This is a genomic window from Algoriphagus persicinus (assembly GCF_035156415.1).
GTDB classification, from domain to species: domain Bacteria; phylum Bacteroidota; class Bacteroidia; order Cytophagales; family Cyclobacteriaceae; genus Algoriphagus; species Algoriphagus persicinus.
In genome coordinates, this window is sequence record NZ_JAYEEY010000025.1 from 1 (window position 1) to 12355 (window position 12355).

General features: G+C 40.1%; 15 protein-coding genes. 13 read left to right on the forward strand and 2 right to left on the reverse strand.

Features of this window, described 5'->3' with window-relative positions:
• Nucleotides 1-201, forward strand: a 201-nt coding sequence (locus tag U3A58_RS17210; RefSeq protein WP_323825532.1) for an alpha/beta fold hydrolase, incomplete at its 5' end; no start/stop codon positions are given.
• An 81-nt stretch (nt 202-282) separates the two neighbouring features.
• On the opposite strand, the gene U3A58_RS17215 is transcribed toward U3A58_RS17210, so the two are convergent.
• On the reverse strand, nt 283-519 hold the full coding sequence (locus tag U3A58_RS17215; protein WP_323825534.1) for a hypothetical protein: 237 nt from the start codon (nt 517-519) through the stop codon (nt 283-285).
• Nucleotides 520-792: 273 nt separating this feature from the next.
• Between U3A58_RS17215 and U3A58_RS17220 the strand changes: the two genes are divergently transcribed.
• The 3 genes from U3A58_RS17220 to U3A58_RS17230 are packed head-to-tail and all read left to right on the forward strand — an operon-like array spanning nt 793 to nt 2073.
• Nucleotides 793-954 (forward strand): hypothetical protein, encoded by a 162-nt coding sequence (locus tag U3A58_RS17220; RefSeq protein WP_323825536.1) that lies wholly within the window; start codon nt 793-795, stop codon nt 952-954.
• Between the two features lie 2 nt (nt 955-956).
• Nucleotides 957-1139, forward strand: coding sequence for a hypothetical protein (locus tag U3A58_RS17225; RefSeq protein WP_323825538.1), 183 nt, complete (start codon nt 957-959; stop codon nt 1137-1139).
• A gap of 28 nt (nt 1140-1167) precedes the next feature.
• Nucleotides 1168-2073, forward strand: a complete 906-nt coding sequence (locus tag U3A58_RS17230) for a YihY/virulence factor BrkB family protein (protein WP_323825540.1) — start codon at nt 1168-1170, stop codon at nt 2071-2073.
• 108 nt (nt 2074-2181) lie between these two features.
• On the opposite strand, the gene U3A58_RS17235 is transcribed toward U3A58_RS17230, so the two are convergent.
• Complete coding sequence (locus U3A58_RS17235) at nt 2182-2853, reverse strand: YiiX/YebB-like N1pC/P60 family cysteine hydrolase (RefSeq protein WP_323825543.1); 672 nt, start codon at nt 2851-2853, stop codon at nt 2182-2184.
• 378 nt (nt 2854-3231) lie between these two features.
• Between U3A58_RS17235 and U3A58_RS17240 the strand changes: the two genes are divergently transcribed.
• The 9 genes from U3A58_RS17240 (at nt 3232) to U3A58_RS17280 (ending at nt 12338) form a co-directional block, all read left to right on the forward strand.
• Nucleotides 3232-3750 (forward strand): helicase-related protein, encoded by a 519-nt coding sequence (locus tag U3A58_RS17240; protein WP_323825667.1) that lies wholly within the window; start codon nt 3232-3234, stop codon nt 3748-3750.
• 129 nt (nt 3751-3879) lie between these two features.
• Entirely contained in the window at nt 3880-4233 is a 354-nt protein-coding gene (locus U3A58_RS17245; protein WP_323825545.1) for a hypothetical protein, read from the forward strand.
• Nucleotides 4234-4751: 518 nt separating this feature from the next.
• On the forward strand, nt 4752-5477 hold the full coding sequence (locus U3A58_RS17250) for a DUF6088 family protein (protein ID WP_323825547.1): 726 nt from the start codon (nt 4752-4754) through the stop codon (nt 5475-5477).
• Complete coding sequence (locus U3A58_RS17255) at nt 5474-6454, forward strand: nucleotidyl transferase AbiEii/AbiGii toxin family protein (RefSeq protein WP_323825549.1); 981 nt, start codon at nt 5474-5476, stop codon at nt 6452-6454. The genes U3A58_RS17250 and U3A58_RS17255 overlap by 4 nt, the downstream gene beginning before the upstream one ends.
• A gap of 153 nt (nt 6455-6607) precedes the next feature.
• Nucleotides 6608-7306 carry an IS66 family transposase gene (locus U3A58_RS17260; protein WP_323825551.1) on the forward strand — a complete coding sequence of 233 codons (699 nt, stop codon included), beginning with the start codon at nt 6608-6610 and terminating at the stop codon, nt 7304-7306.
• A 367-nt stretch (nt 7307-7673) separates the two neighbouring features.
• Nucleotides 7674-8348 (forward strand): hypothetical protein, encoded by a 675-nt coding sequence (locus U3A58_RS17265; protein WP_323825553.1) that lies wholly within the window; start codon nt 7674-7676, stop codon nt 8346-8348.
• Between the two features lie 100 nt (nt 8349-8448).
• On the forward strand, nt 8449-9324 hold the full coding sequence (locus U3A58_RS17270) for a sce7726 family protein (protein WP_323825555.1): 876 nt from the start codon (nt 8449-8451) through the stop codon (nt 9322-9324).
• 4 nt (nt 9325-9328) lie between these two features.
• On the forward strand, nt 9329-9697 hold the full coding sequence (locus tag U3A58_RS17275) for a sce7725 family protein (protein ID WP_323825557.1): 369 nt from the start codon (nt 9329-9331) through the stop codon (nt 9695-9697).
• 292 nt (nt 9698-9989) lie between these two features.
• Nucleotides 9990-12338 carry a type I restriction-modification system subunit M gene (locus U3A58_RS17280; RefSeq protein WP_323825559.1) on the forward strand — a complete coding sequence of 783 codons (2349 nt, stop codon included), beginning with the start codon at nt 9990-9992 and terminating at the stop codon, nt 12336-12338.
• The last annotated feature ends 17 nt before the right edge of the window (nt 12339-12355 follow it).

A 12355-nucleotide genomic window follows, 5' to 3' on the forward strand; every position in this document is an offset into this window, starting at 1 on the left:
GAGGCAAACCCGATCATTCATCAGCCGACCCTTATGATATATGGTGAACAGGATACGATTCCAAAGTCTGGAAATCTAAAAGATTTCGTTCCTAATGTGGATGTTGTTAGACTGGATTGTGGTCATTGGATTCAGCAAGAAAAGCCGGAAGAAGCAAACCAAGCGATTTTAAAATGGCTAGAACAACAGAGTGCTATCTAGTCCCAGATGGCATATGCGTTAACTTGTCAGCAACAAGGAGGGGAGTTAAAGGTAAACCCCCTATATCATTCATCCAACCACTTAAACACCCACACTCTCCTTCAGTAAAGATGTCACCAGCTCCACGGTTAATGGTTTCTTGTTCGCTTTTTTCCGGATGGTATCAAAAGCGTATCTAAAGTCACATCCTTCTTTGTAGGCACTGCATCCATAAGCTGTTTTACCTCTTATTATTCTTCCCTTCTTGCACAATGGGCAGGAAATGACCGGAGGAGTTTTTTTAGAAGAGGAAAAGTTGGCTGGTTTCTTTTCTTCCAAAACGAGTTGAAATGTATCATTGAAACGTAGCAAGCCTTCTTTATCTCCAGCCTGGGTTTTGAATCCTTTTAAGTTGACAGTAGATCCTTGGGGGCATAATCTTTTGCTGATTAATAAGGATGAAGAAGTAGTATTTTAGGACACTGAACAACTTTTGATTCTACAACGCCAAACAGTAATGAAACTACCTCACTTTTTTAAAAGTACAAAAAGTCCCTATATTTTCAATTTCAGCTTGATTTCGGGAATTTTAAAATTTAGTATTTTTGTGATATGAGTACGAAAAAAGATAAGCTTACTGCGCAGATAGAAGATTTGACTAAAAAAATGAAAAGCCAGATGCCGCGCATTAAAAAGGAGATCCGCAATTATGAGCAGAAAGCTGCCATGGGTACACTGACAAAGAATCCTAAGGTGTCTCCACAGTTTAACTAATAATGGAACAACCCCAGCTTTTGGTTATCGCAGGATGCAACGGAGCGGGTAAATCATCTTATTCACGTATTCTATCCCCAGAAGGGATAGTAGTTTTTGATTACGCAGGCACGGACTTTACCATTCTTTTTTTACTGACTTGGAAAAGTATTTATTCCTTTGTCAATAAAGATAGTTGGGATTAGTTAAAAGCAGAAAAAAGCATTCTGTATCTTGAGTGACGATTTCACCGAGCCTAGAATTATGCACAAAACGGTTCAATCCATTTCTAAAATATCATTCTCTGAATGGAAGAGCATTTTTATAAAAGTAAAAGAACGTACTGACGAAAATAATGTAGTAATTATTTCGGCCGGAGTGGGATTTTTCGGTTTTTTAGCCATTTTTCCTGCGATTATGGCGCTCATTTCCATTTATGGGTTTGTAATGGACCCTCAGCAAATTGAGGAACAGGTATCCAAAATCAGTTTGATGATGCCAGAGCAGACCCATGAAATCCTACAATACCGGGTGGATAACTTTATCAAATCCGAGGGGAACTCTCTAGGTTGGGGTACTTTTTTAGGAATTCTGCTGGGTATTTGGATTGGCAATCTAGGGACAAAATCTTTGTTTAGGGGAATTAATATTGCCTATGAGACAGAAAGTAAAAGGGGGATCATAAAAAACAATGGGCTTACATTATTATTTACTTTTGGTGCTATCCTACTAATTATTCTAAGTGCCGCATTGATCGTGGCATTCCCGACAATCATTGAGAAAATAGGTTTACCCGATAACATTGTAAACCTTATAAGTTGGTTGCGATGGCTAGTCATGGGTATTATTCTGGTGGGGAGTATTGGTCTGATTTATAATTTTGGACCAAAAAGAAGGCGGCCCGGGTTTATGTGGGTCATTCCGGGTGCCATTTTAGCCACCTCCTTGTGGCTTCTCGCTTCTTGGGCATTTTCATTTTACATCCGTAATTTCTGGAATTTAGGTGAAATCTATGGGTCCATTTCGGCAGTTATTTTTCTTATGTTGTGGCTTTTTATTAGCACTTTTATAGTTCTCTTAGGTGCTGAATTGAATTACGAAATTGAACACCATGCTATGGGGGAGTCGGTCCATGGTTAAACCCGGACTATGCATTAGGATTCGTAGCAGCCGTAGTAGATTTTCTAATCCATAATGAGGTTTATCCAGATTGAGCGTTAAGATCTGTATTACATTATCCGTACACGACTACTTTGTAACTGACTCCAGATAGCCAATGCGTATCAAATGCTTATTTGCCGCCAAACCGTTTGGGTTGCAGCCCAATTTTCCTTCAGGTACTTCCATGTTAAGTTTTTGATAGAAGTTCACCCAGAAGGAATCTGTTTTTTTAGTGGCTGGATTAATAAAAGTCATGGGCTCCAATTCAAATATTTCCGCGTGGCGAAAGGCACGCTCCACAAAATCTGAACAGTATAGGGAAGTGTCATTCAGCACGTAGCTCCAATTGTAGGGTTGGCCAAGTAAGGTCTTGGCCGTATCGATTGCCTCAGTGACAGCCGATTGCTCTGCCCCAGATAGCCTGTATAAGGCAAACTGTTGCTTTTGCCCATCTTTACTGCTTACCAAACTATCCAATGGTTCACGGACAGAGCCTTTTTTACCTATGGCATGAAGGATATAGATCTGGTCTTTACATACTTCTAGAATGCCAACATGGTCATATGATATATCACTTTGCTGCTGTGTTACCCTATTGATAGCTCCAGACAATTGTTCTTTCTGCGCCCCGATAAACAGAAGGTCCCCATTCTGAACGTGCAGATTGAGGTAGGGGATTGAGTCTTGAGCGATGACAGTCGGAATACGGAAAAAAGAAAGGTAGAGTAATAGGAGGGAAAGTGAACGGATATTCAACATAGTAAAGGTTTAAATTCTTGAAGATACAAATCTATCACAACTTGAAGGAGAATGGAATGACTCACCAGTGGCTTAGCTTAGAGATCTTCCATTTTTGCTTTTTACTTCTCTCTTTCTATTCACCTGACTCTCCATGGGAGAAGGGCGAATAATGGAACTAGGAAGAGAGTGGATGGGGAGTGAAGAGATTCTAAGAGCGCTAATATCCAGAAGATACACAACTGCGACAGCTTGTCGCAGTTTTGCCGTGGGGGCATAATCTACTTTTGCTTGACAAAATACAATCTTCAGATGCAGCAACCTTTTAGCAGAGAACTACTTAGCTAACTTTTATCATACCCCTCTGGACTTAAATCCGGAAACTATCAAAACTTCTGTATTTCCTGTACTTCTACGCTGGAGTTGGGTATTGACATCGGTTCAGTGGATGAAGTGGTGCAGATAGATTCCACCCATAGTATTGCATTCCTGATCCAGCGCGTAGGAAGAAGTGGCAGGAAAGACGATCAGCATAGTAATCTGTTTCTGTATGCTACTGAACCATGGAGTTTACTGCAGTCTATTGCATGCTGGTTATTATACAGAGAAGGATTTATAGAGCCTCCCCAAGTCACGGAAAGACCTTTCGATATTTTGCTGCATCAGGCATTGTCGATCACCAAAGGGCATTCTGGCTTACCCATCCCGGAATTAATTGATCAGCTTGGAACAAATCCCACATTCAAGTACATCAAAGGGAGTGAGATAAAGGAAATCATTGATCATTTGATCGAAATTGATTTATTAGAGAAGCGTAGGCAGGAGGTGATTATTGGGGTGGAGGGCGAAAAGCTGGTCAATAGCCGCAATTTTTACAGCATGTTTCAATCCGAGGATACTTTTAGTTCGTCCATGTAGGTAACAATATCGGAGAGGTTCCTTATTCTCCTCAACTGGTAGAAGATGAAAATATTCTGCTTGCTGCCCGGATCTGGAAAATCAAATTTGTGGATGCGCAGGCGAAGCGTGTAGAGGAAATCCCTGCAAATGAAAAAAAAACCGATCTTTTTTGGTGGGGCTGGGTCCATACATCCAAAAGTCAGAGAGAAAATGTTGGAGATTCTTTACGCTACGGATGTCTATGATTTTTTAGATGAGCAGAGCAAAATTGAGATTAACATATTGAGGAAGGACTTTTCAGCCTATGATATCACAGATCAAGCCTCGCAGAGACCTTTGAAGGTAATTGAAAAAAAGCTTGAGTTATTTACCTTTACAGGTAGCCGGATTAATAGAACCATTCAGTTCTTATTTGATGTGGCGGGAATTTTAACCATTTTGGAAGAACAGAAAAGTGCTCTTGAAATTAAGGCTTCCGTCGAGGAGTTTAACTCACGATGAGGTAGCTGGAAGGCTTCAGAAGTAGAATTGGATTTAAAGATTCAGCAAAAAATTGAATCCAATCCCGGTATTATGGGCTTTTCAAAGTGGGCACTATACTTGCCAGTTACCTATCAAATAAGGCTCTTGAAGCAGAAACACTTTGATTTTGATTCAGCAGAAATATCGCTAGATCAAATGAAACCGGTTAGGAATGGAAGATAGACTAAGGGTTTATTGTAAAATCACTTAAGGCAATATTTCAGTATCCCTTTTACTGAATTGATGATGAATAAAAAGATAAAATGGTAGGTTGTTATTTGAAGGAAAATACTGTTTATATAAGGATGCTGATCTTTGATCAGCATCCTATGGAATGCTAGTGATCGCTTTATCCGAACGGTTATAACCGTTCGGATAAAGCGATCACTACTAAAAAAGTTCCAGAAAAGTTTTTTCTTTTTTGAAATGAGTCAAAATGTCCAGTTTTTTAATTAAAAAACTGGACATTTTTGTATTTTTGAGAACCTACAAAATTTATGAAAATCACTGATTACATAGCAGATAGCGTTGATAGGCTGCCCAAAGGGTACGTGTTCACCTATGCTGATTTTATGGGGGAGGTGAAAAGTAGAGAGGCGGTCATCAAAGCATTGAATCGGATGGTGTCTGCAGGAAGAATTAACAAACTATCGAAAGGGAAATACTTCAAGCCGGAGAAAACAGCTTTTGGAGAATTGGCACCTCCTCAATATCAGATTGTCAAAGATTTGTTGGAGGAAGACGGAAAGGTCACTGGGTATCTAACGGGGTATAGTATTTATGCGAAACTCGGATTGTCCACCCAGATTGGAAATCTTATTCAGATCGGAAAGAATGAGGCGAGGCCTGAATTCAAAAGAGGGAGATATAAAATTTCCTTTGTTCGTCAGCGCAATACCATTACGAAAGAAAACATCCCTCTTTTACAGATTTTGGATGCCATGCGCTATGTCAAGAAAATCCCTGATGCCACCATCTCTGGATCCTGTTTCAGATTTATTGAATTGATTTCGCAATTGAATGAATCGGAAGTGAAAACACTGGTTCGCCTGTCTCAAAAATACCCTCCCTCATGCCGGGCGCTATTGGGGGCTATTTTGGAACAACTCAAACGAATTGAATATTTGAATATGCTAAAGAAATCGCTCAATCCGATTACTCAATATCAGCTTTCTGGTGCAGGAGATGTTTTGTCCACTTCTCAAAATTGGAATATTATATGAATCTTCATGAAAACCCGTCATTATTCCGAGAGGCTGTTCGGTTTACAGCAGAGCAAATGGGGATATTGGATATCTATGTGGAAAAAGACTACTGGGTGACTAAGGCACTGAGCCTTATTTTTTCTGAACCCATCGGAGCAGAGGTAGTTTTTAAAGGAGGTACTGCACTTTCAAAATGTTATGGGTTGATAGAGCGATTTTCTGAGGATATTGATTTGGTAGTTCTTTCTAGAGAAGGGGAGTCGGGCAGTAAGTTGAAGGGCAAATTGAAAGCTATTTATAATGTTGTGGAGAGGGTGATGCCAGAAGTTGAGATAGAGGGAGTCACCAATAAGCGTGGGATGATCAGAAAGACCGCCCATGAATATCCGATGATTTTTTCGGGGAAATTTGGACAGGTCAGGGACAAAGTAATTTTGGAGTCTTCCACTTTAGGGCACTATGAGCCATTTCACGAGCAGAAAATAAACTCTTTTATCTATGACATGATGAGGAGTACTAATCAAAATGAATTGATTACTCAGTATCGTCTAGAGCCATTTACTGTTCAAGTACTGGATGTGAAAAGAACCGTGTGCGAAAAAATACTGAGTTTAGTCCGCTTTAGCCATTCTGAAAACCCCATAGCTGATCTGAAAATGAAGATTCGTCATCTTTATGATTTACATAGAATATTGGGAGAGGAAAATATCAGGGCTTTTATAATGTCTTCGGACTTTGAGGTGATGATCAACAGGGTAGGGCAGGACGATGTGATAGGATATAGAAGTAACAATTCTTGGCTGAATCTTCACCCTAAAGAAGCTTTGATTTTTGCGGATCTTGACGGAGTCTGGAAAGAATTGGAGACTACTTACTCCAGAGATTTTAGTGGATTGGTTTATGGAGACTTTCCATTACCACAGGATGTATTGTCTTCTATGAAAATCTTGGCTGATAGACTAGATGAGATTATTTGGGAGGTTAGAGTAGATTGAATTCTTTGGAAACATGAAGGAATTCTTATTTTCTCAGAGTTATGACCATTAAAATGAGATAAAATGAGAAGAGATAAGAAGTGTAAATAAGTTATCTTTCTTCTAAAGTTTCGTTTGTTTTTTACGAAGGAACCAAGATAAATCAATTTAAGAATGCGCTGGATATCATCTACAGATTTACACTCGAATTCTGGAAAGAAAGAATTTGAGTTGATTTTACCTGAGTTAATCCGGAAACTAATTATCGCAAGTTGTACCAGTTTCCCTGACTTTCATATCCCCATCGGAGACAGCATTTACAAACCTGGCTTTGATGTGAAATGTAATATAGATGAAGACAATGATTATGTACCAACAGGTGAGTCCGTTTGGGAACTTGGCCGTGATGAAGATTTTCTCGGGAAATGTAATGAAGAGTATAAAAAGCGGACGAGTCAGCTGGACAAAGCACTGCCGGTATTGGATGCCTTCTCCCAATGGCTAAAAGAAAACTATGTCCAGGTGCTTCCCAAAAGCTCCATCGGCCTGGCCATGGCCTATACCATGAACCGCTGGGAAGAGCTCAACAACTACCTGAAGGATTGGGTGTTGGAAGTCGATAACAATGCAATTGAAAACAAACTGAGAGGGGTTGCATTAGGCAGAAAAAACTACCTGTTCGCTGGATCACACGATGCGGCACAGCGGGCGGCAATGATCTATTCTTTTTTTGCTATGTGCAAATACGAAGAGGTCAACCCACAGCAGTGGCTCAAGTACGTCTTCGACAATATTATGGATACAAACATCCAGAAAATACAGGAACTACTGCCGAAAAATTACAAACTGTCACTAGTTAAAAAATCAGACTAAGTAAAGACGGGGTTGCACATGTGAATACTGTAAAAAGGCACAGAAGGATGCAGATAATTCTGTGGAAACACTAGAAAACACCGCACTTCCTTCACTTTTCCACCCATTTTCATGAAAAATACCCTATACAGGGTATGTTTTTCGATCATTTTATTCCTTTTCTTGCACAAGCCTTTTAGTTATTGAGAACGACCAACCTACTTCTTATCCTTTACCCCATCTGGAGCAGAGCCGATCGCCTTCTCCTAAAGAGCCTGTCCCGAGACCAACGGGAATCGGGAAGAAGGATGGGATGAGGTAGAACAGCCAACTTTTATCACCCATCCGGGCTTAAATCCGGAACTCCACCTTTCCCCATTTTTCTCGAATGAAAAAGGTTACTATTAAAAATTTGATTGATTTCAGAGCTAAGACGGATCGGTCTAAGATTACTTTTTTGAATAATCTGAGAAAGGAGAAAATAAAAGCTTCTACAGATGATGGTGGTGATTATTGGAGAAGTTGCGTAAGTGCTATTAGTAATGTTTATAGGAATAATGACAGAACTTTGCTGGGAGAGAAAGTGGCGGAAATTCAGGACAAACTTAAAGTAACGACGAGGAAACAAACGAAGGATCAGTATCAAAGGAATATAGATATCCTCACAGGTTTTGAAGATTTTGATCTGCAGACAATAAGACCAGCCGCAGAAATCAATGTTAAAAAACAACCAAAAACAAAAGCTATATTAGACATCAGCGGTCTACCCATCGAGGCAAAACCAAGTCATGTTTTTAGTTTTTCTGAAAATGGAAGTGAAGAAGTTGGGGCAGTTTGGTTTGTGGCAAAAAAGGGAGGTTTTCATCTATATGATTTAGGCATGTTTGCTGATATGATCTATAGATATTTGGACACCTGCTATTCCAAGGAATATTTTGTAAATACGTCATTCTGCATTGCTGTAGATGTGTTTAGTGGTAAAGTAGTCAGGTACAAGGATATCGAAAACGGCACAATCCCTTCTTTGATGGATACTACGATAGAACAGATGAATAAATTGTAGACTAGTACACTGATTTCCGGTGCAGCCCAGTCACCATTAAAATGGACTTTTTTTTGCTCAATGGTAATTTGTAAACCTAATTCTCAATTAGCTTTGTGTCATGGTTCAAACCGCCCCTGTTACTTTTTCTGATCCTAAACTCCTGGCAGGATTGTATTCCAATGCCTCATTCCGAAACCTTTGCAAGCCCGGAGGGAAGCAGAATGACTTTGTGAAAAACCTTCAGTTCACCCTGAATAGTGACTTCAAAGGGTATACGCTGAGAGGATTACTGGATATCGACTATCAAGAACTAATGCAAAATTACCGGCACGAATATTTATTCAAGACCACACTTCTCAATGATTATGTGCTGAAGAAATATTCCATGAAGAGCACCATTTTGTTAAACGAGTTCCAGATCGGTAAGTCTATAGCTGATGCAGTTCTGGTCAATGGAACCAACAAGGTATTTGAAATCAAGACTGAGTTGGATTCACCCCATCGACTAACTACCCAGCTTCAGGACTACAAGAAAGCCTTTTCTGAGGTTTATTTGGTAGTGCATGAAAATCAGGCTGCAAAATATTCAACTTTAATTGCTGAGGAAATTGGATTATTATGTTTCTCAGAGAAAAGCCGAATTTTGAATTATAAAGAGGCCACTCCAGATATCAGCCGGTTGGATGTAGATGTGATGGTTAAGTCCTTACGCAAAGATGAGTTGATTCTCCTTGCTACTAGACTGTCAGGAGAAGTACCTGAAGCTACTCCGGTAAAGCTTTTTAAAACTTGCCAGCAAATAGTAAGAAACTACCCGTGCACCGAAGTTCAAAAAGAGTACTTGGGAATTATCAAAAAGAGAATCAATCCATCGACGAATGAATTGATCAAATCTGATCAAATCCCATCTTGGCTTAAATTCTTTTGCTATTCAGAAAATATCAAAGAAAAAGACTATATTCACTTAATTGATAGTTTGGATATAACCTTTTGACTTCATGTATTTTCCATTTTTACGAGGCAAGCAGTATGAGCTGATTGCGCTAAGGGAATTAGTGGCGCTTCCTTTAAATCCTTCTTTGGTCTCGCCAGTGGTAGAGCCGATTAAAAAAAACCTCAATACGATTACTACTGCCGCTAAAGCACTGAAAACAATTGGTGTCAAAATGCAACTGATTGTAAATCCTCAGTATGGAGAATTAAAAAATAAGACTGAAGCAATATTGGAATATATTGCATTTCAAGACACTTCTGAAGGCATTGATAATTTAATTCCTTCCTTTATAATTCAAAATCAAGCTGATTTTTTGAATTTTAGAAAGATCTGCCAGGTATGCTGCTGTGATGATGGTTTTTCACGGGGCTAGTTGTGGAGATTACATAAAATAGGTATTCGATTATTCTATTTTCCATCGCCAATATCTTCATAAAATACCTTTTCTTAGGGTTGAACTTTTATATCTTTAATTCTTAATCATTTTCGGGATATTTTAAATCTGATGCGGGCATAGGTTTTTTAGCTTGCAGAAAATCTCGAATGAATCACCAAACTATCATTCAAGTAGAAAGCAAAAGGCTATCTATTTGGAGGTTAGAGAATGTCCTGACTTCTGGACAGGCAAATAAGAACCAGAATTAACAAGTAGTAGAAAGTAAAATATGAACCAAACCGTACACAATAGATTAATATCCTTCATCTGGTCCATTGCAGACGATTGCCTGAGAGACGTGTATGTCAGAGGTAAATACCGCGATGTCATTCTGCCAATGGTGGTATTGCGCAGACTGGATGCCTTACTGGAGCCTACCAAAGATGCCGTGATGGAAGAGCTTGCCTTTCAGCGGGATGAAGCGGGTTTTACGGAATGGGACGAGTCTGGATTGAGAGATGCCAGTGGCTTTGTATTTTATAATACCAGTGAATGGACGCTGCAGCGTTTGTACGACACAGCGACAAACAGTCAGCAAATCTTACAAGCCAACTTCGAGGACTACCTCAATGGCTTTAGCCCAAACGTGGTAGATATCATTGTTAAATTTAAGCTGAAAAGTCAAATCCGGCACATGGCTTCAAAAGACATTTTGTTGGACGTACTGGAAAAATTCACTTCTCCGCATATCAACCTTACGCCCTTTGAAAAGGAGGATCCTAACGGTAGAAAACTACCGCCTCTTTCCAATTTGGGAATGGGGTATGTGTTTGAAGAACTGATTCGGAAATTCAATGAAGAGAACAATGAAGAAGCTGGGGAGCACTTTACACCTCGTGAGGTAATCGACCTCATGACCCACATAGTTTTTGATCCCATCAAAGACCAATTGCCTCCGGTGATGACCATTTACGATCCGGCCTGCGGTTCGGGAGGGATGCTGACCGAATCCCAAAACTTTATCAAGGATGAAGAAGGGGCTATCCGTGCGATGGGTGATGTGTATCTGTACGGTAAGGAAATCAATGACGAGACCTATGCGATTTGTAAGTCTGATATGATGATCAAGGGCAACAACCCTGAAAACATCCGTGTGGGTTCTACACTTTCCACCGATGAATTTTCTGGACATACCTTTGATTTTATGCTTTCCAATCCTCCTTATGGGAAGTCATGGGCCAGTGAAGTGAAAAATATTAAAGATGGTAGCGCTATCATTGATTCCCGTTTTTTAGTTAATCTCAAAGATTATTGGGGCAATACCGAGGAAGTAGATGCCACGCCACGTAGCTCTGACGGCCAATTGCTCTTCCTGATGGAGATGGTCAATAGAATGAAACCTACGAGCCAAAGTCCTCTGGGTTCCCGCATTGCTTCCGTACATAACGGCTCCAGTTTGTTTACCGGAGATGCAGGAGGTGGGGAAAGCAATATCCGTAGGCATATCATTGAAAACGATTGGTTGGACTGCATCATTCAGTTACCCAACAACCTGTTTTACAATACGGGTATTACCACCTATATCTGGATATTGCACAACAACAAGGCAGAACATCGAAAAGGAAAAGTTATCCTTATTGACGCTTCTCAGCGTTTTGCCAAGCTGCGTAAAAATCTGGGGAATAAGAACTGCGAGCTAACTGCCAGCCATATCACAGAAATTCAAAAAGCCTATATTGACTTTAAAACCATTGAGCGGCAAGGTGATGATGGAATCGCGGCCAAGGTTTTTGACAACTCTGATTTCGGCTATTACAAAGTAACCATTGACAGACCTGCCAGACTGAAAGCGCAGTTCTCTGCCGAACGTATTGCTGACTTGCGCTTTGACAAAACACTCAAAGAACCCATGCAATGGGCCTATGAAACCTATGGGGAACGCATTTACACGGATTTAAAATCCCTTGAAAAGGAAATCCTGGAATGGTGCGAGAAAAACGACCTGGACTTAAATTCCAAGAAGCGTAAAACTCTTACCTCAGCTACCACATGGAAAAAGCAAAAAGACTTGTTGGAAACTGCCAGTGCATTAATGGAAGCCGTTGGCACGGATAAATACAGCGATTACAATTTCTTTTTGGAGGAAGTGAATCAAACACTGAAAGCCCAAAAATCAAAACTCTCTGCCAGTGAAAAGAACCAAATTTTGGCTGCTGTAAGTTGGTATGACGAAACAGCCGAAAAGGTCATCAAGAGAACGCAAAAGCTGAGTGGAGACAAGCTCGACCAACTTTTGCATCATTTGGATTGCACCATAGAACAACTGCCCGATTACGGCTACTACCCAAGCGGAAAAAAGGAAGAATACATCATTTTCGAAAACCAAACCGACCTGCGCGATAGCGAAAGCGTGCCTTTGGCTGAAAGCATCCACGACTATTTTTTACGGGAAGTAAAACCGCATGTGGAAGAAGCATGGATTGATTTGGATAAAACCAAAATTGGCTATGAAATAAGCTTCAACAAGTATTTCTACCAGCACAAGCCTTTGCGAAGCATTGAGGAAGTAAGTGCGGAAATACTGGCCCTAGAACAGGAAAATGAAGGGTTGATTATGGATATTTTAAATAATGTCTGAATCAGGATTTGTAGGAT